22 protein-coding genes are annotated in these 24,277 nt (G+C 63.6%); 16 read left to right on the forward strand and 6 right to left on the reverse strand.

Annotated elements, in window-relative coordinates:
- Window positions 1–21 precede the first annotated feature (21 nt).
- The 10 genes from C8C96_RS13750 to C8C96_RS13795 all read left to right on the forward strand — a co-directional run bounded on the left by C8C96_RS13750 (window position 22) and on the right by C8C96_RS13795 (window position 14,663).
- Window positions 22–423: a thioredoxin family protein gene (locus C8C96_RS13750; RefSeq protein WP_121942676.1), complete on the forward strand. Its 402-nt coding sequence runs from the start codon at window positions 22–24 to the stop codon at window positions 421–423.
- A gap of 123 nt (window positions 424–546) precedes the next feature.
- Entirely contained in the window at window positions 547–3,975 is a 3,429-nt protein-coding gene (locus C8C96_RS13755; RefSeq protein WP_370107358.1) for an SNF2-related protein, read from the forward strand.
- Between the two features lie 376 nt (window positions 3,976–4,351).
- A complete protein-coding gene (gene rimP, locus C8C96_RS13760; RefSeq protein ID WP_056063893.1) occupies window positions 4,352–4,948 on the forward strand; it encodes a ribosome maturation factor RimP in 597 nt (198 codons plus the stop codon).
- Between the two features lie 80 nt (window positions 4,949–5,028).
- Window positions 5,029–6,513, forward strand: coding sequence for a transcription termination factor NusA (gene nusA, locus C8C96_RS13765; protein WP_056063891.1), 1,485 nt, complete (start codon window positions 5,029–5,031; stop codon window positions 6,511–6,513).
- A gap of 24 nt (window positions 6,514–6,537) precedes the next feature.
- Window positions 6,538–9,411, forward strand: coding sequence for a translation initiation factor IF-2 (infB, locus tag C8C96_RS13770; RefSeq protein ID WP_056746494.1), 2,874 nt, complete (start codon window positions 6,538–6,540; stop codon window positions 9,409–9,411).
- 18 nt (window positions 9,412–9,429) lie between these two features.
- Window positions 9,430–9,801 carry a 30S ribosome-binding factor RbfA gene (gene rbfA, locus C8C96_RS13775; protein WP_008904004.1) on the forward strand — a complete coding sequence of 124 codons (372 nt, stop codon included), beginning with the start codon at window positions 9,430–9,432 and terminating at the stop codon, window positions 9,799–9,801.
- 3 nt (window positions 9,802–9,804) lie between these two features.
- Window positions 9,805–10,806: a tRNA pseudouridine(55) synthase TruB gene (gene truB / locus C8C96_RS13780; RefSeq protein ID WP_056746492.1), complete on the forward strand. Its 1,002-nt coding sequence runs from the start codon at window positions 9,805–9,807 to the stop codon at window positions 10,804–10,806.
- Entirely contained in the window at window positions 10,803–12,626 is a 1,824-nt protein-coding gene (gene typA, locus C8C96_RS13785) for a translational GTPase TypA (RefSeq protein ID WP_056063883.1), read from the forward strand. The genes truB and typA overlap by 4 nt, the downstream gene beginning before the upstream one ends.
- A gap of 70 nt (window positions 12,627–12,696) precedes the next feature.
- Window positions 12,697–13,572 carry a DMT family transporter gene (locus tag C8C96_RS13790; RefSeq protein ID WP_056063881.1) on the forward strand — a complete coding sequence of 292 codons (876 nt, stop codon included), beginning with the start codon at window positions 12,697–12,699 and terminating at the stop codon, window positions 13,570–13,572.
- Window positions 13,569–14,663 (forward strand): enoyl-CoA hydratase/isomerase family protein, encoded by a 1,095-nt coding sequence (locus C8C96_RS13795; RefSeq protein WP_121942678.1) that lies wholly within the window; start codon window positions 13,569–13,571, stop codon window positions 14,661–14,663. Before C8C96_RS13790 ends, C8C96_RS13795 begins: the two co-directional genes overlap by 4 nt.
- A gap of 40 nt (window positions 14,664–14,703) precedes the next feature.
- On the opposite strand, the gene C8C96_RS13800 is transcribed toward C8C96_RS13795, so the two are convergent.
- The 4 genes from C8C96_RS13800 to smpB form a co-directional block, all read right to left on the reverse strand.
- A complete protein-coding gene (locus C8C96_RS13800) occupies window positions 14,704–15,609 on the reverse strand; it encodes an anti-sigma factor (RefSeq protein ID WP_121942679.1) in 906 nt (301 codons plus the stop codon).
- A gap of 23 nt (window positions 15,610–15,632) precedes the next feature.
- Complete coding sequence (locus C8C96_RS13805) at window positions 15,633–16,184, reverse strand: RNA polymerase sigma factor (protein WP_121942680.1); 552 nt, start codon at window positions 16,182–16,184, stop codon at window positions 15,633–15,635.
- Window positions 16,185–16,217: 33 nt separating this feature from the next.
- Window positions 16,218–16,589, reverse strand: coding sequence for a hypothetical protein (locus tag C8C96_RS13810; protein ID WP_121944019.1), 372 nt, complete (start codon window positions 16,587–16,589; stop codon window positions 16,218–16,220).
- Window positions 16,590–16,809: 220 nt separating this feature from the next.
- Complete coding sequence (smpB, locus tag C8C96_RS13815; protein WP_056746487.1) at window positions 16,810–17,283, reverse strand: SsrA-binding protein SmpB; 474 nt, start codon at window positions 17,281–17,283, stop codon at window positions 16,810–16,812.
- A 130-nt stretch (window positions 17,284–17,413) separates the two neighbouring features.
- Here smpB and C8C96_RS13820 point away from each other — a divergent pair, with 130 nt between their 5' ends.
- Together C8C96_RS13820 and C8C96_RS13825 are read left to right on the forward strand one after the other, a co-directional pair.
- Window positions 17,414–17,854 carry a type II toxin-antitoxin system RatA family toxin gene (locus C8C96_RS13820; RefSeq protein ID WP_056746485.1) on the forward strand — a complete coding sequence of 147 codons (441 nt, stop codon included), beginning with the start codon at window positions 17,414–17,416 and terminating at the stop codon, window positions 17,852–17,854.
- The gene (locus C8C96_RS13825; protein WP_121942681.1) at window positions 17,847–18,212 is read left to right on the forward strand and encodes an RnfH family protein; all 366 of its coding nucleotides are present in this window, start codon (window positions 17,847–17,849) and stop codon (window positions 18,210–18,212) included. Before C8C96_RS13820 ends, C8C96_RS13825 begins: the two co-directional genes overlap by 8 nt.
- A 42-nt stretch (window positions 18,213–18,254) precedes the next feature.
- Here C8C96_RS13825 and C8C96_RS13830 read toward each other — a convergent pair whose 3' ends face one another.
- On the reverse strand, window positions 18,255–18,782 hold the full coding sequence (locus C8C96_RS13830; RefSeq protein WP_121942682.1) for a DUF4124 domain-containing protein: 528 nt from the start codon (window positions 18,780–18,782) through the stop codon (window positions 18,255–18,257).
- 108 nt (window positions 18,783–18,890) lie between these two features.
- Here C8C96_RS13830 and guaB point away from each other — a divergent pair, with 108 nt between their 5' ends.
- The 4 genes from guaB (at window position 18,891) to guaA (ending at window position 22,776) form a co-directional block, all read left to right on the forward strand.
- Window positions 18,891–20,366: an IMP dehydrogenase gene (guaB, locus tag C8C96_RS13835; protein WP_121942683.1), complete on the forward strand. Its 1,476-nt coding sequence runs from the start codon at window positions 18,891–18,893 to the stop codon at window positions 20,364–20,366.
- 92 nt (window positions 20,367–20,458) lie between these two features.
- Complete coding sequence (locus tag C8C96_RS13840; RefSeq protein ID WP_056746479.1) at window positions 20,459–20,716, forward strand: type II toxin-antitoxin system Phd/YefM family antitoxin; 258 nt, start codon at window positions 20,459–20,461, stop codon at window positions 20,714–20,716.
- Entirely contained in the window at window positions 20,713–21,147 is a 435-nt protein-coding gene (locus C8C96_RS13845; RefSeq protein ID WP_121942684.1) for a type II toxin-antitoxin system VapC family toxin, read from the forward strand. The genes C8C96_RS13840 and C8C96_RS13845 overlap by 4 nt, the downstream gene beginning before the upstream one ends.
- A gap of 12 nt (window positions 21,148–21,159) precedes the next feature.
- A complete protein-coding gene (gene guaA, locus C8C96_RS13850; protein WP_121942685.1) occupies window positions 21,160–22,776 on the forward strand; it encodes a glutamine-hydrolyzing GMP synthase in 1,617 nt (538 codons plus the stop codon).
- A 276-nt stretch (window positions 22,777–23,052) separates the two neighbouring features.
- Here guaA and C8C96_RS13855 read toward each other — a convergent pair whose 3' ends face one another.
- On the reverse strand, window positions 23,053–23,943 hold the full coding sequence (locus tag C8C96_RS13855; protein WP_121942686.1) for a hypothetical protein: 891 nt from the start codon (window positions 23,941–23,943) through the stop codon (window positions 23,053–23,055).
- Window positions 23,944–24,277 lie beyond the last annotated feature (334 nt).

Genomic DNA, 24,277 nt, shown 5'->3' on the forward strand with positions numbered 1-24,277 from the left:
GGCCCTCCAGGAGCCCTTTTGATGTCCAGTCCCGCCGCACTGCCCGAACCCACCCCCACGAGCCCTGGTGCCGCCACGCCCAGCGGCTGGTGGGCCGTGTGCCTGTGTGCTGCGTGGTGTGGCACCTGCGGCATTTATCGCCCCTTGTTCGACGAATTGGCCCGTGCACACCCGGACGTGCGGTTTGAATGGGTGGACATCGAAGACGAATCCGATCTGGTCGGGGACCTGGATGTGGAAACCTTTCCCACCCTGCTGATTGCCGACGGCGAGCGGGCCCTGTTCCTGGGCCCGTTGTTGCCGCAGGCGCCAGTGCTCACGCGGTTGTTGACCAGCCTGCAGGCGGCAGCGCCCGGCAGTGCCGGGGCGGGGGGCGAGGCCCAGAGCGTTTTCGAGCGGGTGCGCGCAGCACGTCGCGCCTAGCGGGCGGTCTTGCGGGCTGGCAGCGGTGGCTACCGTACCATCGCCCACATCTTGAATGCTCTTTTTTTGATAGCTGACGGCGCATGATCCACTAGCGCTACAGCCACTTTTTGCTCGAAATCTGTGTCCACACCCCCTTCACCCTGGTTCCCGCTCAACTCGCTGCAGGCCCAGTGCGACAAGGGCTCCTGGGAGCGGGGCATGGAGCTGTACCGCCAGGCAGACGTGGTGCGCGTGGGGATCCAGCAACAGGCCGAGGGCCGCTGGGCCTTGGCGGGTGAAGTGCAGGGCAGCTCGCCCGACCCGTACGAAGTGTCTGTGCAACTGGTGCTTGCGCCCAATGGTCAGGTCAAGCAATGGTCGGGCGATTGCAGTTGCCCCGTGGGGGCAGATTGCAAACACGCCGTGGCCCTGACCCTGGAGGCCGCGCACCGCGACCCCGCGCAGAGCCCGTCGTCCACGCGGGCCGCCGATGCGCTCAAGACCATGCAGGAGCGCAAAGAGGCCCTGGCGCGCGCCGAGGCCGAGGCGCGGCTGGTGCACTGGCTGCAGGAGTGGGACCGCGCTCTGGGCGGTGCTGTGCCGCAGGAGCCAGTCGCACGACCGGGGCGGCCCGAGTGTTATCTCTATCTTGTCTCTACCGTAGGGCGGGCGCGCACCAGCGTGCCGCAGTTGCAGCTGGAGGCCGTGGTGTCGTACCCCAAGCTCACGGGGGGCTGGGCCAAGCCGCAACAGATCCGCACCCAGCCCGCGCCCGGCCAGGCGGTGTACGACCGCGCCAGCGATGCCGACCGCCAGGTGCTGCAGCTGCTGCGTGCCATGCCCCGCAGCGTGGGGTACTACTCGGCCTACAGCGTCGCGCCCATTGGGGTGCTGGAGGGTGCGGTGGGCTTGCTGGCGCTGGAGCAGGCAGCGGCCACAGGCCGCCTGTTTGTGGATGCGGGTGGGTCCACCGTGGGCGAGCCTTTGCGATGGGGCGACCCGCTGCCCATCGCGTGGGCATGGCAGGCGTCTACGCCCGCGCAAGGCGGCGAGGCCGTCTGGGGCCTGCGGGCCAGTCTGCCAGGCGACACCGCCGTCCTGTGCGACAACCATCCGCCCTTGTACCTGGACGCAGTCCAGGGCGTCTGCGGCCCGGTGCACGCCGAGGGCCTGAGCCCGGCCCAGGTGGCCATGCTGCTCAAGGCCCCCGCGCTCAGTGCTGCGGCGCTGCAAAAACACCATGCTGAGGTGGTGCGCCGCATTGGCGGGGTGTTGCCGTTGCCGCCGGCGCTGGGTCCGCTCACGCAGGTGCGGGGGGTGAAGCCTGTGGCGCGCTTGCATCTGGCTCCGTCATCTCCGAACCAGGTGGCTGAAATGGGGCTTATCACCGCGCACTTGCGTTTTGACTACCAGGGCCATGTGGGCTGGTGGGCTGGGCAGGAGCTGGCGGTGCTGGTGCCCGGTGCCGACGGCGGCCAGGTGCTGCTGCAGCGCGATGCGGTGGCTGAGCGCCATGCCGTCGAGCGTCTGGAAGGTCTGGGTCTCCTGGCCACCGACGACGGCCTGTTCGGCATCCCTGGCGAGCGTGCGCAGGATGACTGGATGCATTGGGCAGACAACGGCTTTGCAGGGCTGCGCGACGCGGGTTTTGATGTCACGCTGGACGCGGCGCTGCATGGCTGGGTCCAGCACGCCGACCGACTGGATGTGGTGCTGCAGCCTGAGGGGGATGACGCGACCACATCGCCCTGGTTTGCGCTGTCGCTGGGCATGGAGATCAATGGTGTGCGCCACAACATCCTGCCCTGGCTGCCCGATCTGATTGCCGCTGCGGCGGCCCAGCCGCTGGACCCAGCGACGGGTTTGCCCCAGCTGCCGGGACATGTCTACATGCCCTCGTTGACCGGTGCCGGGTTTGTGCGCCTGCCGACAGATACCCTGCGGCCCTGGATGGCAGCGCTGCTCGATCTCGCGGGCGACCGCGCGCGTGACTTCAACGCCGACCGCCTGAAGCTCTCGCGCCTGGATGCCCTGCGCACCAGTGCTGCGCTGGGCGAGGGCGCGGTGTGGCAGGGCGCCGGTGCCTTGCGCGACATGCTGGCCCAGCTGCGGGGCGCCAGCGCCTTGCCCGAGGTGCCGCTGCCCGCCGGCGTGCGTGCCACGCTGCGGCCCTACCAGCAGCAAGGCCTGAACTGGCTGCAGTTTTTGCGGGCCCACGGCCTGGCCGGTGTGCTGGCCGACGACATGGGCCTGGGCAAGACCCTGCAGACCCTGGCGCACATCCAGGTCGAAAAGGACGCTGGGCGGCTGACGTGCCCTGCGCTGGTCATTGCGCCCGTGAGCCTGATGGGCAACTGGCAGCGCGAGGCCGCTCGCTTTTGCCCGGGCCTGCGGTGCCTGGTGCTGCATGGCGCGGATCGCCATGAAGTGGCCGATGAAGTCACCCAGCACGACCTGGTCATCGCGCCGTATTCGCTGCTGCAACGCGACCGAGACCGCTGGCTGGCGCACCAGTGGCACCTGGTGGTGCTGGACGAGGCCCAGAACATCAAGAACGCCAGCAGCCAGGCCGCACAGGTGGTCAGCGAACTGCAGGCGCGCCACCGGCTGTGCTTGTCGGGTACGCCCATGGAAAACCACCTGGGCGAGGTCTGGAGCCTGTTCCACTTCTTGATGCCGGGCTTTCTGGGCAGCCAAACGCGCTTCAAGGAGGTGTTTCGTACGCCCATCGAAAAGCAGGGCGACGGTGCGCGCATGGCCCAGTTGCGCGCCCGCATCACCCCCTTCATGCTGCGGCGGACCAAGGCGCTGGTGGCAGGGGAGCTGCCGCCCAAGGTCGAATCGGTCATGCCTGTGGAGCTGACCGGCGCGCAGGCGGACCTGTACGAAACCATCCGCCTGGGCATGGAGAAAACCGTGCGCGAAGCGCTGCAGTCCAAGGGGCTGGCGCCATCGCAGATCACCATCCTGGATGCGCTGCTCAAGCTGCGGCAGGTGTGCTGCCACCCGCAGCTGGTGCCGCTGGACGCAGCCAAGGCCGTGGAGACCTCGGCCAAGCTGGACCATTTGATGACGCTGCTGCCCGAAATGTTGGCCGAGGGGCGGCGCATTTTGCTGTTCTCGCAGTTCACCAGCATGCTCAGGCTGATAGAGACCGAGCTGAAAAAGCGCGACCTGCCCTGGGTCAAGCTCACGGGGCAGAGCCAAAGGCGCGACGCGATCATCGAGCAGTTCACCAGCGGTCAAGTGCCTTTGTTTCTCATCAGCCTCAAGGCGGGCGGGGTGGGGCTGAACCTGCCGCAGGCCGACACGGTGATCCATTTCGACCCCTGGTGGAACCCGGCGGTGGAAAACCAGGCCACCGACCGTGCGCACCGCATGGGTCAGACGCAAAGCGTGTGGGTGATCAAGCTGGTGGCGCAGGGGACGATCGAGGAGCGCATCCTGGCCCTGCAGGAGCGCAAGGCGCAGCTGGCGGGCAGCCTGTACAGCGGAGCTGCTGCCCGCAAGGAGCCGCTCTTCACCGAAAACGATCTGGCAGAACTGCTGCAGCCGCTATCACTGTCATAGCTGCTGGTGCAGGTTGGACAAGCGCGTGGTGCCATTGAGTCAGGGCCCCGCCCGGAAGGCCGCATGGACGCTGGCTTGGGCGTCCTGCCTGAGCGTGTTGACAACAGTTTTCCCTGTCTGCGCCTTTGCAAATCAACACTTTGCACGCTACAATACGAATCTCACGACCAAACGGGCGGGTACCAACCGCCCGTTTTTTTTGGTCGAACGCTTTTGGAGCTCGAAGCTGTCGGGGAAGAGTCTCCGGGGGTTATCGGGTTTTTTGTTTTGGATTTGCGCAAATGAGGGGGCACAAACAGTGCTCCCGGTGGGCGGGCTGGTGGCCTGGTCCTGATTGGCGCAAGTTGTGTGGTTTATCCGGGATTGAACTGAACACGTGGCATTGCAGCAAGTCGTTGAACAAATTGTGACGGGACTGGGATATGACCTGGTGGAGATCGAGCGCTCTGCCGGCGGCCTGTTGCGCGTCACCATCGACTTGCCTTGGGTGCAGCCGGCCGCTGATGCGCCCCAGCCCGTGATCGAGCAGTTCGTGACGGTCGAGGATTGCGAGAAGGTCACCCGTCAGCTGCAGTTTGCGCTGGAGGTCGATGGCGTCGAGTACAAGCGCCTCGAAGTGTCATCTCCTGGTATCGACCGGCCCTTGCGCCACGAGCAAGACTTCGTGCGCTTTGAAGGCTCTGTCATCGACATCACCCTGAAGGCGCCCATCGGCGCCGCAGCAGCGGGAGGCCAGGTCAACGCCACCCGCAAGAAATTTCGCGGCACGCTGGAGCGGGCCGAGGCCGGAGGCTGGCAGATCGTCTGGAGCGACGAGCCGCCGGTCAAGCCAGGACAAAGAGTCAGCAAGAAACGCGTGCCTGCCCCGTTGCAGGCGATGGGCTTCACCTTGGACGAATGCCGGGATGTGCGCCTTGCGCCCATCGTGGACTTCAAGGGGCGCGCAGGCAAGGCCGGGGCTGCACCTGCCTGATTTGCTGCTGAAAATTGTGGGGTGGGTGGCTGCAGTGCGTTGCCTTGCCCTCGGGTGATTGAAAACAGGAGAGTCGTCGCATGAATCGCGAATTGTTGATGTTGGTTGAGGCCATTTCGCGCGAAAAGAACGTGGAGCGTGATGTGGTCTTGGGCGCCGTGGAGTCGGCCCTGGCCCAGGCTACCAAGAAGCTGTACCAGGGCGAGGTGGACATTCGCGTGTCCGTGGATCGCGACAGCGGCAACTACGAGACTTTCCGTCGCTGGCTGGTGGTGCCCGACGATGCGGGCCTGCAAAACCCCGAAGCCGAAGAGCTGCTGATGGATGCGAAGGATCGCATCCCAGACATCGAAGTCGGCGAGTACATCGAAGAGGGTGTCGAGTCGGTGCCCATCGGTCGCATCGGCGCCATGGCTGCCAAGCAGGTCATCTTGCAGAAGATCCGCGACGCTGAACGCGAAATGTTGCTCAACGACTTCATGTCGCGCGGCGAGAAGATCTTCACCGGCACCGTCAAGCGCATGGACAAGGGCGACATCATTGTCGAGTCCGGCCGCGTGGAAGGCCGTCTGCGCCGCAGCGAAATGATCCCCAAGGAAAACCTGCGCAGCGGCGACCGCGTGCGGGCCATGATCATGGAAGTGGACCTGACGCTGCGCGGCGCTCCCATCATCCTGTCGCGTTCGGCGCCTGAGTTCATGATCGAACTCTTCCGCCAGGAAGTGCCCGAGATCGAGCAAGGCCTGCTGGAGATCAAATCCTGCGCCCGTGACCCCGGCTCGCGTGCCAAGATCGCCGTGCTGTCCCATGACAAGCGCGTGGACCCCATCGGCACCTGCGTCGGCGTGCGTGGCACCCGTGTGAACGCGGTGACCAACGAGCTTGCTGGCGAGCGCGTGGACATCGTGCTGTGGTCCGAAGACCCCGCACAGTTCGTGATTGGCGCGCTGGCTCCGGCCAACGTGTCCTCCATCGTGGTCGATGAAGAAAAGCACGCCATGGATGTGGTCGTGGACGAGGAAAACCTCGCCATCGCCATCGGCCGTGGTGGTCAGAATGTGCGCTTGGCGTCCGACCTAACCGGCTGGAAGATCAACATCATGGACGCCGCCGAAAGCGCGCAAAAGCAGGCCAACGAGACCGATACGGCCCGCAAGCTGTTCATGGAAAAGCTCGATGTGGACGAGGAAATCGCCGACATCCTGATCTCCGAAGGCTTCAACAGCCTCGAAGAAGTGGCCTACGTTCCCCTGCAGGAAATGCTGGAGATCGAAAGCTTCGATGAAGACACCGTCAACGAGCTGCGGGCCCGTGCCAAGGACGCGCTGCTCACCATGGAAATTGCCCGTGAGGAAAGCGTGGAAGAGGTCTCCCAGGACCTGCGCGACCTCGAAGGCCTCACCCCTGAGCTGATTGCCAAATTGGCCGAAGGCGGTGTGCACACACGTGACGACCTGGCCGATCTGGCCATTGATGAACTGACCGACCTGACCGGACAGTCTGAAGAGGAAGCCAAAGCCTTGATCATGAAGGCGCGCGAACACTGGTTCGCGGGGCAAGAGTAAAGGTCAGGGAGGCACGAACCACATATGTCCAGTAACACTGTCGCCGAGTTCGCTACCGAACTCAAAAAATCGCCTGAAACCCTGCTCGACCAGCTCAAGGCTGCCGGCGTGGGCAAGGCTGCTCCTTCTGACGCGTTGACCGAGTCGGACAAGCAAAAGCTGCTTGCTTATCTGCAGGCCAGCCACGGTACGGCCTCGGCCGATCGCAAGAAGATCACGCTGGTCAAGAAGTCCACCAGCGAAATCAAGCAGGCGGACGCTACGGGCAAGGCCCGTACCATCCAGGTGGAAGTGCGCAAGAAGCGCACGTTCATTCAGCGCGACGAAGGTGCAGAGGCTGCTGCAGAGTCGCACGCACCCGCGGCGGTGGAAGAACCCGCTGTGTCGAGTGAAGACCTTGAGCTGTCCCGCCGCGAGGAAGAAGCCCGCCGCCAGGCCGAGCTGATCCGCCGCCAGGAGGCGGAATTGGCCGAAAAGCGCGCCGAGCGCGAAGCCCGCGAAAAGCGCGAGCGCGAAGCCGAAGAGCGTGCTGCCGCCTACGCTGCTCAGGAAGCTGAGAAGAAGGCCCAGGCTTCTGCCGTCAAGCAGGAAGCCACCCGCGAGCAGGCTGCCGAAGCCGCTGCACGCACGGCAGCACAGAACGAAGCCCGCGAAAAGGCTGCTGCCGAATCCAAGGCCCGCTCTGACGAAGAGGCCGCCCGTGCGGCCGACCTGGATGCACGTCGCCGCAAGGCCGAGGCAGAAGCTGCCGCCATTCGCTCCATGATGGCCACGCCCAAGAAGGCGGTCATGGTCGCCAAGAAGCCCGAGGAACCCAAGCCAGTGGCCAAGCCTGCTGCCGTGGGCGACGCCAAGAAGGGTACTTTGCACAAGCCGGCAGTTGGCACTGGCGTGGCGCGCGCCGGTGCTCCCGCTGCTGCTGGAGCGGGCGCGGGTGCGCCTGGCGCTGGCAAGGAAGTGAAGTCAGCCAAGCTGTCCTCCAGCTGGGCCAATGACACGGCCAAGAAAAAAGAAATCAAGACCCGCGGCGACAGCAGCGGCGGTGTCGGTCGCAACAACTGGCGTGGTGGCCCGCGTGGCCGCCGTGGCGACAACCGCGACCACCGTGATGATCACCAGCAGGCCGCACCGGTCGAAGCACGCATCATCGAAGTGCATGTGCCCGAGACCATTACCGTGGCTGAACTGGCGCACAAGATGTCCATCAAGGCCAACGAGGTCATCAAGGCGCTGATGAAGATGGGCCAGATGGTCACCATCAACCAGCCGCTGGACCAGGACACGGCCATGATCGTGGTGGAAGAGCTGGGCCACAAGGCCGTCGTGGCTGCGCTGGACGACCCGGAAGCCTTTACCGACGAAGATGCAGGCCAGCAAAACGCAGAACTGTTGCCGCGCGCTCCGGTCGTGACCGTGATGGGTCACGTGGACCATGGCAAGACCTCGCTGCTGGATTACATCCGCCGCGCCAAGGTGGCTGCGGGTGAAGCCGGTGGCATTACCCAGCACATTGGTGCCTACCACGTGGAAACGCCACGCGGCATGGTGTCGTTCCTCGACACCCCGGGTCACGAGGCTTTCACGGCCATGCGTGCCCGTGGTGCACAGGCCACCGACATCGTGATTCTGGTAGTGGCCGCCGATGACGGCGTCATGCCCCAGACCAAGGAAGCCATCAAGCACGCCAAGGCGGCGGGTGTTCCGATCGTGGTGGCCATCACCAAGGCTGACAAGCCTGATGCCAACCCCGACCGCGTCAAGCAGGAGCTGGTGGTCGAAGAGGTGGTGCCTGAAGAATACGGTGGCGATTCGCCCTTTGTGCCCGTGTCCTCCAAGACCGGCATGGGCATCGACACCCTGCTGGAGCAAGTGCTGCTGCAGGCCGAAGTGCTGGAACTCAAGGCGCCGGTGGATTCGCTGGCCAAGGGTCTCGTGATCGAAGCCCAGCTGGACAAGGGCCGCGGCCCTGTGGCCACGGTGCTGGTGCAGTCCGGTACGCTGAAGGTGGGTGATGTGGTGCTGGCTGGCCAGACCTATGGCCGCGTGCGCGCCATGCTGGACGAAAACGGCAAGGTCGCCAAGACGGCTGGTCCATCGATTCCTGTCGAAATCCAGGGTCTGACAGAAGTGCCGCAGGCGGGTGACGAATTCATGGTGTTGACGGACGAGCGCCGTGCCCGTGAGATCGCGACGTACCGTGCAGGCAAGTTCCGCAACACCAAGCTGGCCAAGCAGCAAGCCGCCAAGCTGGAAAACATGTTCGCCGACATGACGGCGGGTGAGGTCAAGACCCTGCCCATCATCGTCAAGGCCGACGTGCAAGGCTCGCAGGAAGCGCTGGCCCAGTCGCTGCTCAAGCTCTCGACCGACGAGGTCAAGGTGCAACTGGTGTACGCCGCTGTGGGCGCCATCAGCGAGTCCGACATCAACCTGGCGATCGCCTCCAAGGCCATCGTGATCGGCTTCAACGTGCGTGCCGATGCCGGTGCGCGCAAGCTGGCCGAAGGCAATGGCGTGGACCTGCATTACTACAGCATCATTTACGACGCTGTGGACGAGTTGCGTGTGGCGATGTCCGGCATGCTGGCTCCCGAGCAGCGCGAAGAAGTCATTGGTACGGCCGAGATCCGCACCGTGTTCGTGGCCTCCAAGATCGGTACTGTGGCGGGTTCGTACATCACGTCCGGCATGGTCCATCGCAACGCCAAGTTCCGTCTGCTGCGCGACAACGTGGTGGTCTACACCGGCGAAGTCGACTCGATCAAGCGCCTCAAGGACGATGTCAAGGATGTCAAGGAAGGCTTTGAGTGCGGTATCAAGCTCAAGAACTACAACGACATCAAGGAAGGCGATCAACTCGAGTTCTTTGACATCAAGGAAATCGCCCGGACGCTGTAAAGCCTCGGTGACGACGATATGGCTGCGAAGAAATCTTCCACCCCCAACCGCGCCTTCAAGGTGGCCGACCAGATCCAGCGTGATCTGACGGAGCTGATCGCGCGCGAGTTGAAAGACCCGCGCGTGGGCATGGTGACGCTGCAGGGCGTGGAGGTGACTCCCGACTACGCCCATGCCAAGGTGTTCTTCAGTCTGTTGACGGGCGACCCTGTGGAAACGCAGGCGGCGCTCAACCAGGCGGCTGGATTCCTGCGCAATGGCTTGTTCAAGCGCCTGCACATCCACACCGTGCCTACGCTGCACTTCGTGTTCGACCGCACCTCCGAGCGTGCGGCCGACATGAACGCCTTGATCGCCAAGGCGGTGTCTTCGCGCGCCAAAGAGGATTAGTCCATGCACGCGCCACGCACCAGGGTGCAGCGGCGCCCTGTGCATGGGGTGTTGCTGCTCGACAAACCGCTCGGCCTTTCGAGCAATGACGCCTTGCAAAAGGCGAAATGGCTGCTGCGCGCCGAGAAAGCGGGCCATACGGGCACGCTGGATCCGCTCGCCACGGGCGTGTTGCCTCTGTGTTTCGGCGCCGCCACCAAGTTCAGCCAGCTGCAGCTGGATGCCGCCAAGACCTACGAGGCGATTGCGCTGCTCGGCGCCACCACGACCACCGGCGATGCCGAAGGGGACCTGGTGCAACGCTGCGACGTAGATGCTGCCCAACTCACGCCAGAGCGCCTGGCGGCTGTGCAGCAACAGTTCACGGGTCCCATCCGCCAGGTGCCGCCGATGCACAGCGCGCTCAAGAAGGACGGCAAGGCGCTGTACGAATATGCACGCGCCGGTGTCACGGTGGAGCGCGAAGCACGGGACGTGATCATTCATGCCCTCAAGCTGACGCTGGTGCAGACGGATCAAGCGCAGGCAGCTATTAAAATGATAGTGACCTGCAGCAAGGGCACCTACATCCGTACGTTGGGTGAAGACATTGGTGCGGCGTTGGGCTGCGGGGCTCACCTGACCTTCTTGCGCCGCATCGACACTGGGGGCATTGGTGTGGAGCGCTGTGTCACGCTGGCCCAGCTGGAGGCCATGCCCGAGGCAGAACGCCTGGCCAGTCTGGAAGCGCCCGAGTCACTGCTGGCACAACACATGCGTGTCACGCTGGACGGTGAGAATGCAGCCCGATTCCTGTCGGGCGTGCGTCGCCGTGGCAACTGGCCCGATGCCAGTGCCGTGGCGGTGTTTGGCGAGAATCCCCCGGCGCTGCTGGGGGTGGGCCACATCGTGGGCGGGGAGCTGGTGCCGGACAGGCTCCTGAGTCCGCTGGAAATTCAACAAATTTTGGAAAGCACGCCGCATTCCGCGTCCATGGCGCACAGCGGCATATTGGAAAAACTATGACTAAACAAATCCGCAATATCGCCATCATTGCCCACGTTGACCATGGCAAAACCACCATGGTGGACCAGCTGCTGCGCCAGTCCGGCACCTTCGCCGACCACGAAAAGGTCGTCGATACCGTGATGGACAACAACGCGATCGAAAAGGAACGCGGCATCACCATCCTGGCCAAGAACTGCGCCGTGAGCTGGAAGGGCACGCACATCAACATCGTGGACACCCCCGGCCACGCGGACTTCGGTGGCGAAGTGGAACGTGCGCTGTCCATGGTGGACAGCGTGGTGCTGCTGATCGATGCGCAAGAAGGCCCCATGCCCCAGACGCGTTTCGTGACCAAGAAGGCCCTGGCGCTGGGCCTGCGCCCCATCCTGGTGGTGAACAAGGTGGACAAGCCCGGTGCCAACCCCGACAAGGTGGTGAACGCCGCGTTCGACCTGTTCGACAAGCTCGGTGCTACCGATGAACAGCTCGATTTCCCCGTGGTGTACGCCTCGGGCATCAACGGCTGGTCATCGCTGGAAGAAGGCGCGCCCGGTGAGCAGTGGGGCCCCGACATGTCGGCCCTGTTCGACACCATCCTCTCGCACGTTCCGCCCAACACGGGCGATGCCAATGCGCCGCTGCAGCTGCAGATCTCTGCGCTGGACTTCTCCAGCTTCGTGGGCCGCATCGGCGTGGGCCGCATCAGCCAGGGTACCCTGAAGCCCATGCAGGACGTGATCGTCATGGAAGGCCCTGATGGCAAGGCCGTGAAGGGCCGTGTGAACCAGGTGCTGACATTCCAGGGCCTCGATCGCATGCAGACCCCCTTGGCGGGCCCTGGCGACATCGTGCTGATCAACGGCATTGAAGACATCGGTATCGGCGTGACCGTGACCGACCCCGCCAACCCCGCGCCGCTGCCCATGCTGAAGGTGGATGAGCCCACGCTGACCATGAACTTCTGCGTGAACACCAGCCCGCTGGCTGGCCGCGAAGGCAAGTTCGTGACCAGCCGCCAGATCTGGGACCGCCTGCAAAAGGAACTGCAGCACAACGTGGCCCTGCGCGTGAACGAAACCGACGAAGAAGGCATCTTCGAAGTGATGGGCCGTGGTGAATTGCACCTGACCATCCTCTTGGAAAACATGCGCCGCGAAGGTTACGAGCTGGCCGTGTCCAAGCCCCGCGTGGTGTTCAAGGACATCGACGGTGTCAAGCACGAGCCTATCGAGCTGGTGACGGCCGACATCGAAGAAGGCCACCAGGGCGGCGTGATGCAGGCCCTGGGCGAGCGCAAGGGCGAGCTGGTGAACATGGAGTCCGACGGCCGTGGCCGCGTTCGCCTGGAGTACCGCATCCCGGCCCGTGGCCTGATCGGTTTTACCAACGAATTCCTGAACCTGACGCGCGGCTCCGGCCTCATCAGCAACATCTTCGACAGCTACGAGCCGCACAAGGGCGACATCGGCGGCCGCAAAAACGGCGTGCTGATCTCCATGGACGACGGTGAAATCTTTACCTACGCGCTGGGCAAGCTGGACGACCGTGGTCGCATGTTCGTGAAGGCCAACGACCCTGTGTATGAAGGCATGATCGTCGGCATCCACAGCCGTGATAACGACCTGGTGGTGAACGCCACACGTACCAAGCAACTGACCAACTTCCGCGTGTCCGGCAAGGAAGACGCGATCAAGATCACGCCCCCGATCGACCTCACGCTCGAATACGGCGTGGAGTTCATCGAGGACGACGAACTGGTCGAAATCACGCCCAAGTCCGTGCGCCTGCGCAAGCGCTATCTGACCGAAAACGAGCGCAAGCGCGCCTCCCGTTCTTGATAAGCTCAGCGTTTCCGAAAGGGCCACTGCCACGCAGTGGCCTTTTTTCCGTCTGAACCCTGCACAAACCATGTTGAAACTCACCCATACCCGGGCGGTGCTGCTGATGGTGGCGGTGACCCTGATGTGGTCCATCGCCGGCGTGGTCACCCGCCACCTGGAGCATGCGGCAAGTTTTGAAGTGACCTTCTGGCGCAGCTTTTTCACGTTGCTGTCGCTGCTGGTCATCTTGCCCGCGCTGCAGGGCAGGGCGGTGTTTGCCTCCATGCGCCACAGTGGCCGTGCGTTGTGGATCTCTGGCGTGTGCTGGAGCGTGATGTTCACGGCGTTCATGGTGGCGCTGGTTCTCATGCCGGTGGCCAATGTGCTGGTCACGATGGCCGTGGGGCCGCTGCTCACAGCGCTGTTTGCAAGGGTGTTCATCGGCCATCACATCGCCCCGCGCACCTGGGCTGCGATTGCCGTGGCGGGGCTGGGTATTGCGTGGATGTATGGTTCGCAGATGGCGGGCCTCCCTCTGGCGGGCACGCTGGTGGCGCTGTGTGTGCCTGTGGCTGCCGCCATTAACTGGACGGTGGTACAACATTCGCAGCGCCATGGCCATGCGGTGGACCTTGTGCCTGCGGTATTGGTCGGCGCAGTGATTTCGGTGGTGGCCACGCTGCCACTGGCGCTGCCTTTTCAGGCGTCGGCCCACGACCTGGGCCTGCTGGCCTTGCTGGGCGTGGTGCAATTGGCCATCCCTTGTGTGCTAGCCGTGCGCTGCGGGCGCGTGCTCAAGGCGCCCGAGATGGCGCTGCTCGGGCTGCTTGAAGTGATCTTTGGCATCTTGCTGGCATGGCTGGGCGCGGGCGAAAAGCCTGGCACGGCGGTGCTGACGGGGGGCGCACTGGTGATTGGTGCGCTGGTTTTCAATGAACTGTTGGGTTGGAAGGAACAAAAATGACGGAGACGGTCGTGTCTGAAGTGTTGAGCGAAGTGCGTGGCCAGGTGGGCTTCATTACCCTGAACCGCCCGCGTGCGCTCAATGCCTTGTCGCTGGGTATGGTGCGTGACCTGATGGGCATTCTGCTGGCATGGCAGAACGATGCGCGGGTGCTGGCCGTGGCCATCCGTGGCAGCAACAAGGAAGGCCCGTTTGGTGCTTTCTGCGCAGGGGGAGATATCCGCTTTCTGCACCAGGCGGGTAGCCAGGGCAACCCGCTGATCGAGGACTTCTTCACCGAGGAATACGCGCTCAACCACCTGATCCACAACTACGCCAAGCCCTACATCGCCTTCATGGATGGCATCGTGATGGGGGGCGGCATGGGCATCAGCCAGGGCGCCGCCCTGCGCGTAGTAACCGAGCGCACCAAGATGGCCATGCCCGAGACGGCGATTGGCCTGTTCCCGGACGTGGGCGGGGGTTACTTCTTAAGCCGCTGCCCGGGCCGCGTGGGCGAGTGGCTGGCACTGACTGGCGACACCATCGGCGCGGGAGATGCCATTGCCTACCTGCTGGCCGATGGCTGCCTGCCGTCAGACCGGCAGGCCGCGGTGTGGGATGCTTTGGCCACCAAAAACTTTGCGGATGGCGCGGCCATCAAGGCCTATGTTGCTTCTCAATTTGTAGCATCTCAGGCAAGCGGTACTGGCGCTCTGGCTGATATTGACCAATATTTTGCGCTACCGACCGTTGGCGAGATCGTGCGGGCACTCGAGGCCGCCGACAGCGACTGGGCACGCACCACGGCCGCCACGCTGCGCAAGCGTTCGCCACTGATGCTGCATGTGGTGCTGGAGCAGATTCGCCGCGCCCGTGCGATGGGCCTGGCCGACGACCTGCGCATGGAGCGCGATATGGTGCGCCACTGCTTTTTCCTGCGCCCAGGACAGAGTGAGACCGTGGAAGGCATCCGCGCCCTGGCCGTGGACAAGGACCATGCGCCTCAGTGGAATCCAGGCCGCATTGAAGATGTGACGCTGGAGATGGTGGCACCGTTCTTTGCCAGCCCCTGGCCCGCACACGCCCATCCGCTGGCCCATTTGTCCTGACCGCATACGGACATGGTCGGGCCAGGCCCCCGGCGGCGCGTCAGGGGTTCAGCTGCTGATACACCGCTGTGGCCAGGCTCAATAACTCGGGGCGTGACAACTGTCCGCTCAGGGCGTAGCCAAAGCCGGCATCCGTCCAGTAAAAGCCCGGCACCGGGCCTTCGTGTGTGAACTGGAACGCGGTGGTGGGTGCTGCCGCCGGTGCTTCCGTGCGCGCTTTGGTGCCGCCCTGGTTGTCACTGGCAGGGCGGGACGGGGTGGGAGCTAGAGCGCCCAGGTACAGCGTGATTCGCTGGCCTGCGCTGTTCTGGTACATGAACTGCGCGCGCACTCCGGTATCGCCGGGCAACAACCGGCCTCCCACCAGTTCATAGCCCTGGGCGCCCAGCACAGGGACTTTCAGCGGTCGGTCCAGCCGTTTGGACAGCCATTGCACCAGGTGGTCTTGCTGGGCAGCCGTGACCTCTACGGGGTGACGCACTTCGGGTTGGTACACCGCATGGGCCACCGAGGCCTGCTGTGCGAAGCGCTGTGCGGGTTCGGCTACCACCAGCGCGGCTCCTTGGCCAGTCGCCAGCGTTTTGCCGGGTAGCCCTGCGGGCCACTGGCTGCGGCCCGTCCAACCCAGCACAAAGGCCAGCAGGACCGATGCGGCCATGCCACCCCAACGCCACCACTGCGCCTGTTGCTCCCTGCGGTCTGTGGCGCGCAATGCTGCGGCCAGCAAGGCATCGGGAACGGGGGCGTGGAGAAGGTCCTGGTGCAGGTCGTGCAGCCGCTGCCGCTGCGCCTGCCAGTGGGCCAGTGTGGCCTGTGCCTCCTCATCGTCCCGCAGTTGCTCGCGCAGCGCCTGTGCCTGGGCGGGCGACAACTGGCCGTCCACAAGGGCATGCCAGGCGCTGCTCTCTTCTGCGGGTGCTGGGGGGGCTGGGTATGTCGGGTCCATGGTGGAGGATCGGGTCAGGGTGGCTATTTGAGACGGCGCAGTGCAGGCGTCGTGCCTGTGACTGCGCCCGCCTGGGCGGCCGGAACAGCCGGTGCGGTGCCTGATGTAGGCTCCCGGTCCATCAGCACTCGCAGGCGCATGCGGGCCCGCGACAGGCGTGACATGACGGTACCCACCGGAATGCTCAGGATGCGTGCGGTGTCTTCGTAGCTCATGTCCTCCATCGCCACCAGCAGCAGCACGGCCCGCTGGTCGGCGGGCAGGCGCTGCAGGCAGCGCTCCAGGTCCAGGGCGTCATCCGAGGGCGCACGGGCGCCTTGCAGCTGGTCTTGAACCTCATCGATGTCCAGAGGGGGCAGCGCGGGCAACGCGCGGCGTTGGTTGAGATACAGGTTGTGCATCAGGGTGAACAACCATGCGCGCAGGTCGCTGCCGGTGCGCCACAGCATCCATTTGCTGCAGGCCCGCTCCAGCGTGTCCTGCACGAGGTCATCAGCCGCCCAGGCATCGCCCGTCAGCACCCGCGCGTAGCGGCGCAGGCCCGGCAGCTGTTCGATGACCTGGGAGCGATTCATGCCGTGCGGGGCTGTGTTGCGCTGCGTGGGCTCTTACGGCCGTGCGGTGCGCCACAACTGGTTCACGCCTTCGCCCGTCTTGTCTCCGGGCTTGGTGTCCTTGATCCAGTAGTACAGCGGCTTGCCCTTGTAGGCCAGCTGGGTCTTGCCATCGTCGCGGGTGACGACGCTGTAGTCGCCGCCAGGGGCCTTGCTGGCCATCAGCGGCGGCCAGTTGGTGGCGCAGGCGCCGTTGCACACTGACTTGCCACTGCCTGCAGCATCGCGGTCAAACGTATAGAGCGTCATGCCGCCCACGCCGACCAGTACGCCGTCCATGGTCTTCACGGGCGAGTCGTCCATGGTGGCGCAGCCAGCCAGTGCAGCGGCTGCGACGAATGCGGCCATCGAGATCAGTTTCTTCATGGGTTTCTCCAGAGGGTGGTGCAGGCGGAGGCGAATGCTGCCTTGCACCGGGATGAACACCCGGACGTGGTGATTTATTCCATCACAACTGAAAAAATAGTGACCAGCAGCGCGCAGGGCCTTCGAAACTGGCACAGCCCGGGCCGGCGCATCCTGTCAAGGCTGCTCCGCCTCCCCGTATGCGGTCCTCTTGGGGGACATCGCTCAGCAACTTTGGGGACTATTTGTTCCTGCTCTTCATGGCGCGCTCCACCTCGCGCTTGCCTTCGCGGTCTTTGATGGTGTCGCGCTTGTCGTGCTCGGCCTTGCCTTTGGCCAGGGCGATCTCGCACTTCACGAAACCGTTCTTCCAGTGCAGGTTGATGGGTACCAGCGTGTAGCCCTTTTGCTCGACCTTGCCAATCAGGCGCTTGATGTCGTCCTTCTTGAGCAGCAGTTTCTTGGTGCGTGCCGATTCGGGGTTGACATGGGTGGACGCTGTCTTGAGCGGCATGATCAGGCAGCCGAGCAGATACAGCTCGCCATCGCGGATCAGCACGTAGCCATCGGTCAGCTGCACCTTGCCTTCGCGCAGCGCCTTGACCTCCCAGCCGTGCAGCACCATGCCCGCCTCGTGGCGCTCCTCGAAGAAGTAGTTGTAGGCCGCTTTCTTGTTGTCGGCAATGCGGGAGGTGGGATCGGGTTTTTTGGCCATGTAGATCAGATGCGGCGCCCTGCGGGAGATAAAAGGTCTCCCTACATACAATTGTGGCCGTTCAGAGACCCGTGATTCTAGTTTCCCCGGCCCGCCTTTCCCCTTCGAAAGCCCCGCGCCAGTTGCCTGCATGAAAACCGTCCACAAGTCCGTCCTCATTTGGTACAGCCCCGAAGAGATGTTTGCCCTGGTCACCGGGGTGGAGCACTACCCGCAGTTCCTGCCCTGGTGCGACCGCGCCGCAGTGCTGGAGCAGACCGAAGAGGGCATGACCGCCGAGGTGGGCATTGCATTCAGCGGCATTCGCCAGACCTTTGTCACGCGCAACACGCACGAAGTGGGCAGGCGTGTGCAGATGCATCTGGTGAAAGGACCGTTCTCACGGCTGGACGGGGATTGGCACTTTCATCCCGTGGGGGACGGCACGCAGCGTGCGTGCAAGGTGGAGTTGATGCTGAACTACGGGTTTGACAGTGCCGCGTTGGCCACGCTGGTGGGGCCGGTGTTTGACCGCATCGCAGGGAGCATGGTCGATGCCTTCGTCAAGCGAGCGGAGCAGGTCTATGGCTGAGGTGGGTGGAGGTGCCTCGGCGACCATCGCTATCACCGTCGTCGTCTGCCTGGCTCCGCGCGAGGTGCGTGAGTGGACTCTGGATTTGCCGGTGGGCGCCACGGTAGCGGATGCCCTGCACGCCAGCTGCGGTATGGCCACGCTGTCCGCGCTGGAGGAGGGGGGCGCACCGTGCGTCGGTATCTGGGGCCGTGCCGCCAATCTGGATGTGGTGTTGCAGCCCCAGGACCGCGTAGAAATCTACCGACCCTTGAAGGTGGACCCCAAGGTAGCACGGCGGGAGCGCTTTGCCCGACAAGGGGCGCGCACTACAGGACTCTTTGCGCGCCGCCGACCAGGGGGTAAGTCAGGCTACTGATACTGCTGAGTTGATCCGCGCGGTAGCGGAGCAGCATGCAGCTCAGCGTACGCAGTCGGCCGCGACAATCTCGTCGATGCGCTTGGCTTCGGCCGCGCGGGCGGGGCCGTCCAGGAAGATTCTTTCGCCCTGGGCGTTCGCTTGTGTGATGGGCTTGCCAGCATCGAACGCCGCTTTGGCTGCGCGTGCGCGGGTGCAGTTTTCAGCCTTGGCCTTGGCGATCTTTTCGTCCTCGGCCTTTTTCTTGGCGGCTTCTGCGGCCTCGGCCTGGGCTTTCTTCTCTTCCAGCTCCTTGTCCTTGCCAGCACCAGGGGCGCTGGCAGCGGTTTTGGGCGCTGCTGCTGCTGCTGCGGGCGCCGCGTCAGAGGCTGCTGGCGCGGCCGGGACGGCAGTCCGTGCCGGGCGGTTGCCCCCAGGCTGTTTCAGGATGCTTTTTTCGGGGATATCGGGTGGTGGCGGACGATCGCTGAAGACTTTGCGCCCGTCTTTGTCTGTCCACTGCCATTGCGCAGCCGCGCCCATGGCCCAGGTGCAGGCCACGGCCAGCAGGAGAAGCTTGTGCATTTTCATGCGGACAAGTTTATCCATGTGATTCCCCCCCCGCCAGTGCGTTGCAGACGGGTGGGCGCGTTTTCACCACACGCGGCGCGGGTACAATCCGTTTTTTGGAGCTTTCTCATGCGCCTTCTTGGAATAGCGCTCACCTTCGACGATGTGTTGCTGGTGCCAGCGTACTCCCAGGTCCTGCCCAAGGACACGTCCCTCGCGACGAAACTCTCCCGCAATATCCAACTGAACCTGCCGCTCGTGTCCGCCGCCATGGACACCGTGACCGAGGCGCGTCTGGCCATTGCCATTGCCCAGGAGGGCGGCATCGGCATCGTGCACAAGAATCTCACGGCGCAAGAGCAGGCTGCTCATGTGGCCAAGGTCAAGCGCTACGAGTCTGGCGTGTTGCGTGATCCCGTGGTCATCACCCCCGAGCACACGGTGCTGCAGGTGCTCCAGCTGTCCGAACAGCTGGGCATCTCTGGCTTCCCCGTGTGCGACGGCGGCAAGGTGGTGGGCATTGTCACTGGCCGTGACCTGCGCTTCGAGACCCGTTACGACGTCAAGGTCCACCAGATCATGACCCCGCGCGAGAAGCTCATCACGGTCAATGAAAAAGAGGGCACCACGCCGGCCGAAGCCAAGGCGCTGCTCAACAAGCACAAGCTCGAACGCATCCTGGTCGTGAACGACGCCTTTGAACTCAAGGGCCTGATCACGGTGAAGGACATCACCAAGCAGACCAGCTTTCCCAACGCGGCCCGCGATGCCGCAGGCCGCCTGCGCGTAGGCGCGGCGGTGGGTGTGGGTGAGGGTACCGAAGAACGCGTCGAAGCCCTGGTCAAGGCCGGTGTGGATGCCATCGTGGTGGACACGGCCCACGGCCACAGCAAGGGCGTGATCGACCGCGTGCGCTGGGTCAAGCAGAACTACCCGCAGATCGACGTGATCGGCGGCAACATCGCGACCGGCGCTGCAGCCCTGGCACTGGTTGAGGCCGGTGCGGATGCGGTCAAGGTCGGTATCGGCCCCGGTTCCATCTGTACCACCCGCATCGTGGCGGGTGTGGGCGTGCCCCAGATCATGGCCATCGACAACGTGGCCACGGCCCTCAAGGGCACCGGCGTGCCGCTGATCGCGGACGGCGGTATTCGCTACAGCGGCGACATCGCTAAGGCCCTGGCCGCTGGCGCTGGGACGGTGATGATGGGCGGTATGTTTGCGGGCACTGAAGAAGCGCCGGGCGAAGTCATCCTGTTCCAGGGCCGCAGCTACAAGAGCTACCGCGGCATGGGCTCCATTGGCGCCATGCAGCAGGGCAGTGCCGACCGCTACTTCCAGGAATCGAGCACCGGCAATCCCAATGCCGACAAGCTGGTGCCTGAAGGCATCGAAGGTCGCGTGCCCTACAAGGGCTCCATGGTCAGCATCGTCTACCAGATGGCTGGCGGCGTGCGTGCCTCCATGGGCTACTGCGGTTGCGCCACGATCGAAGAGATGAACAACAAGGCCGAGTTCGTCGAGATCACCACTGCTGGTATCCGCGAAAGCCACGTGCACGATGTGCAGATCACCAAGGAAGCGCCTAACTACCGCGCTGACTGATCGTTGCAAGCCGATCTGGCCTGATTGAAAAAATCTGGTCAGACTGATATAGTCTGGTCTGAATTCACCATTCAGGCCAGACTTTTTTATTTATGCAGTCCGTTGGCATCTACGAAGCAAAAAGCAAGTTCTCTGCCTTGATCGAACTGGTCGAGCAGGGCGAGGAAGTGCGCATCACCCGCCATGGCAAAGAGGTGGTGCGCATGCTGCCGGTGCGCCGCCGCCCAGTGATTTCTGACGAACAGATTGCGCGCGAACTGGGCCAGATGGACGTGTTGCATGCCAGCATTCAACCCGCTGGGTCAACAACAGTGGATGGCTTGCGCCGTGCAGGGCGGAGCACTGCATGACCGCCTTCGTGCTCGATGCCTCGGTCACTGCCGCCTGGCTGCTGCCTGACGCGGCCAGCGAACACACCCGCCGCCTGTACGCCCTGATCCGCCGCGATGAGGTCGAGCCGCAGGCGCCCAACCTCTGGCACTGGGAGTGTCACAACATACTGGCCACCGGTGTGAACAGCAGGCGCATTCCAGCCGCTTCAGTCGAAGGCCTGTGGGGCGTGCTCGAAGCCATTCGTCACCGCGTCGAATTGCACGAACTGGCCCCTGCCCAGCACAAAGCCGTGCTCGATGTGGCATTGGAAACCGGCCTGCCCACCTTTGATGCTGCATACCTGTGGCTGGCGCGCTCGCTGCGCCTGCCTTTGGCCACCTTTGATTCTCACCAGATCGCTGCCGCCCAGCGCAGCGGCGTCCCGCTTCTTGATCTCTCCAGCCTCTGACGGACCACCACCATGCAACACCAGAAAATCCTCATCCTCGATTTCGGCTCGCAAGTCACCCAGCTCATCGCCCGCCGCGTGCGCGAGGCCCATGTGTACTGCGAGGTGCACCCCTGCGACGTGACCGACGAGTGGATCCGCGACTACGCCAAGGACGGCTCGCTCAAGGGCGTGATCCTGTCGGGCAGCCACGCCAGTGTGTACGAGGTGGATGACAAGGCGCCGGATGCGGTGTTTGAACTCGGCATCCCCGTGCTGGGCATCTGCTACGGCATGCAGACCATGGCCCAGCAGTTGGGCGGCAAGGTCGAGGGTTCCAACACCCGCGAATTTGGCTACGCCGAAGTGCGCGCCCATGGCCACACCGAACTGCTCAAGGGCATCGAAGACTTCGCCACGCCCGAAGGCCACGGCATGCTCAAGGTGTGGATGAGCCACGGCGACAAGGTCACTGTCTTGCCCCCGGGCTTCAAGGTGATGTGCTCCACACCCTCGTGCCCCATCGCTGGCATGGCCGACGAAAGCCGCCACTACTACGCCGTGCAGTTCCACCCTGAAGTCACACACACCGTGCAGGGCCGCGCCTTGCTGGAGCGTTTTGTGCTGGGCATCTGCGGCACCCGTGCCGACTGGGTCATGGGCGACTACATCGAAGAGGCTGTGCAAAAGATCCGCGAGCAGGTGGGCGATGAGGAGGTGATCCTCGGCCTGTCGGGCGGCGTGGATTCGTCCGTGGCTGCCGCGCTGATCCACCGCGCCATTGGTGACCAGCTCACCTGCGTGTTTGTGGACCACGGCCTGCTGCGCCTGAACGAAGGCGACATGGTCATGGACATGTTCGAGGGCAAGCTGCACGCCAAGGTCATCCGCGTGGACGCCAGTGACCTGTTCCTGGGCAAGCTGGCCGGGGTGAGCGAGCCCGAGCAAAAGCGCAAGATCATCGGCGGCCTGTTTGTGGACGTGTTCAAGGCCGAGGCCGCCAAGCTCAAGGCAGGCACCGGTGGCCACAAGGGTGCCACCTTCCTGGCCCAGGGCACGATCTACCCCGACGTGATCGAATCCGGCGGCGCTAAGAGCAAGAAAGCCGTCACCATCAAGAGCCACCACAACGTGGGCGGCCTGCCCGAGCAGTTGGGCCTGAAGCTGCTGGAACCCCTGCGCGACCTGTTCAAGGACGAAGTGCGCGAACTGGGCGTAGCCCTGGGCCTGCCGCCCGACATGGTCTACCGCCACCCCTTCCCCGGCCCCGGCCTGGGCGTGCGCATCCTGGGCGAGGTGAAGAAGGAATACGCCGACCTGCTGCGCCGTGCCGACGCGATCTTTATCGAAGAGCTGCGTAACTTCAAGGACGAAGCTACAGGAAAGACCTGGTACGACCTCACCAGCCAGGCCTTCACTGTGTTCCTGCCCGTGAAGAGCGTGGGCGTGATGGGCGATGGCCGCACCTATGACTACGTGGTGGCCCTGCGCGCCGTGCAGACCAGCGACTTTATGACCGCCGACTGGGCTGAACTGCCTTATGCGCTGCTCAAGAAGGTGTCCGGCCGCATCATCAACGAGGTGCGTGGCATCAACCGCGTGACATACGACGTGAGCAGCAAGCCGCCAGCGACGATTGAGTGGGAATAATAGCTATCCCTCATGTCCTCATATCCCTCTGCACCCGTACTGGCAACACGCTGGTAGGGAGCATGGGGAGATGCTTTGGTGCGGTAGGCATGGCGCCTGCCCTGAGGGTGTGAACATTGCACGGGGTAAGCGGCCCAGCGGGAAAGGCGGGGCGACCGGTCTAGTCCCGGACTCTCGGCGCTGATTGCGCCGGGCCTCTGCTGAAACGCCTGCTGTGATCTTTTTGGCTTCGCTCAGGAGTACTATGACGTCAGGTGATGAGCGAGGGGATTTTGCTCAAGCTTTGGCCTCACCAGTCACTGGGTCGTAAGCGACGCCTTCATGGTCGATGATGCTGTTGGTTGTCGCATCGTAGGTTGTTCTGCGGTAGGTATCGGAGCCTTTGCCGTCCAGGCCGATGTAGGGTGCATGTGCGAAGACCGTGCGATTGTCCTGTGCCACGATGCCGTTGGCAGTCCATTTGTTGCTCATCAGCCATTCTGATGGGTTTGCGCCTTCGGGGATTTCCACTTTGCCTTCCATCCGCATTTTGGCGAGCGTGGGGTCCATGTTGAAGCCCTCGGCTGCCAATAACTCGGCGGTATGTCCCTTGTAGTACGCCGCAGTCTCAGTGGGCATAGTGGACAGGTCGCTTTTGACCAGTGTGGAACCATCCGTGGGGAATTTCGACAATTCGCCGCTGCGGATCGCCGCGTAGTCGGCGGCGAACTCCGGGTTGTTCTTGAAGAACATGTAGCGGCTCACGACAGCCTCATCGCCTCCACCGAGTGAGGTCGAAATCATCCGTACGTAGTCTGGAACCTCGTAGTCTTCTGCCAGTGTGTCTCCCAGGCCCTTTTCCCAGGCACGGAACTCCGTGAGGTTGTTGAAGGGCGCCTTGGCGGTGGATTCAGTGGCTTCGCCAGTCTCCGTGCCTGTCTTGTACAGGGCTGAGGTGGATTGATAGGGTTTGGTTGACGCCGTCGTTGTAGACGTGGCGCTCGCTGTACTGCTGCCAGCCGCACTCTCGGAGGAGAACTCTTTCAACGTGGTCTGGAGTTCTTTGAGGAACGCGAGAGCGTCGGTACCTCCCTGGCTTTGTGCCGTTCGCTCGGCAACCTTGGCCGCCAGTGTGCTGGAGACGCCCAACGAAGTCAGCATGTTGGTAGCTTTTGAGATATCGAGCATTGTGCGACTCCTTCTGAGGAACGATCATTCACCCGCTGGCAACGTGCCAGGGTGGTTATGCGGTTATTGGCCCTATGGTCCTCCAGCTGCCGTTCGCTGTCTTTTCAGTAAGCGCCATAAAACCGGGCCTGTTTGGCTTTTAGGGATGACATCTGGTGTGCACGCCTGCGTGCCGTGAATTGACGCCCCTGCGCGCAGGGCTTTGACATTGCTGTTCGCGCGTCGTGTGGAGCCGGGCAAAATATGGGGATTGGTGGGTGATGTTTTTAGCCAGGGGCGGCACCCATTGCGGCCTGGGAGCTTTTTCACCCCCTCGCGCCGCCGGTCCGGCCTC

This window comes from Acidovorax sp. 100 (assembly GCF_003688355.1).
Classification (GTDB): domain Bacteria; phylum Pseudomonadota; class Gammaproteobacteria; order Burkholderiales; family Burkholderiaceae_C; genus Acidovorax; species Acidovorax delafieldii.

Coding starts and splice junctions, on each gene's coding strand:
- C8C96_RS13855 (WP_121942686.1), bottom strand. CDS start 23,943: ATGCTCGATATCTCAAAAGCTACCAACATGCTGACTTCGTTGGGCGTC.
- smpB (WP_056746487.1), bottom strand. CDS start 17,283: ATGGCCAAAAAACCCGATCCCACCTCCCGCATTGCCGACAACAAGAAA.
- guaB (WP_121942683.1), top strand. CDS start 18,891: ATGCGCCTTCTTGGAATAGCGCTCACCTTCGACGATGTGTTGCTGGTG.
- C8C96_RS13805 (WP_121942680.1), bottom strand. CDS start 16,184: ATGAATCGCTCCCAGGTCATCGAACAGCTGCCGGGCCTGCGCCGCTAC.
- C8C96_RS13810 (WP_121944019.1), bottom strand. CDS start 16,589: ATGAAGAAACTGATCTCGATGGCCGCATTCGTCGCAGCCGCTGCACTG.
- rbfA (WP_008904004.1), top strand. CDS start 9,430: ATGGCTGCGAAGAAATCTTCCACCCCCAACCGCGCCTTCAAGGTGGCC.
- truB (WP_056746492.1), top strand. CDS start 9,805: ATGCACGCGCCACGCACCAGGGTGCAGCGGCGCCCTGTGCATGGGGTG.
- infB (WP_056746494.1), top strand. CDS start 6,538: ATGTCCAGTAACACTGTCGCCGAGTTCGCTACCGAACTCAAAAAATCG.
- nusA (WP_056063891.1), top strand. CDS start 5,029: ATGAATCGCGAATTGTTGATGTTGGTTGAGGCCATTTCGCGCGAAAAG.
- C8C96_RS13795 (WP_121942678.1), top strand. CDS start 13,569: ATGACGGAGACGGTCGTGTCTGAAGTGTTGAGCGAAGTGCGTGGCCAG.
- C8C96_RS13840 (WP_056746479.1), top strand. CDS start 20,459: ATGCAGTCCGTTGGCATCTACGAAGCAAAAAGCAAGTTCTCTGCCTTG.
- guaA (WP_121942685.1), top strand. CDS start 21,160: ATGCAACACCAGAAAATCCTCATCCTCGATTTCGGCTCGCAAGTCACC.
- C8C96_RS13830 (WP_121942682.1), bottom strand. CDS start 18,782: ATGAAAATGCACAAGCTTCTCCTGCTGGCCGTGGCCTGCACCTGGGCC.
- typA (WP_056063883.1), top strand. CDS start 10,803: ATGACTAAACAAATCCGCAATATCGCCATCATTGCCCACGTTGACCAT.
- C8C96_RS13825 (WP_121942681.1), top strand. CDS start 17,847: ATGGCTGAGGTGGGTGGAGGTGCCTCGGCGACCATCGCTATCACCGTC.
- C8C96_RS13820 (WP_056746485.1), top strand. CDS start 17,414: ATGAAAACCGTCCACAAGTCCGTCCTCATTTGGTACAGCCCCGAAGAG.
- C8C96_RS13750 (WP_121942676.1), top strand. CDS start 22: ATGTCCAGTCCCGCCGCACTGCCCGAACCCACCCCCACGAGCCCTGGT.
- C8C96_RS13845 (WP_121942684.1), top strand. CDS start 20,713: ATGACCGCCTTCGTGCTCGATGCCTCGGTCACTGCCGCCTGGCTGCTG.
- C8C96_RS13800 (WP_121942679.1), bottom strand. CDS start 15,609: ATGGACCCGACATACCCAGCCCCCCCAGCACCCGCAGAAGAGAGCAGC.
- C8C96_RS13790 (WP_056063881.1), top strand. CDS start 12,697: ATGTTGAAACTCACCCATACCCGGGCGGTGCTGCTGATGGTGGCGGTG.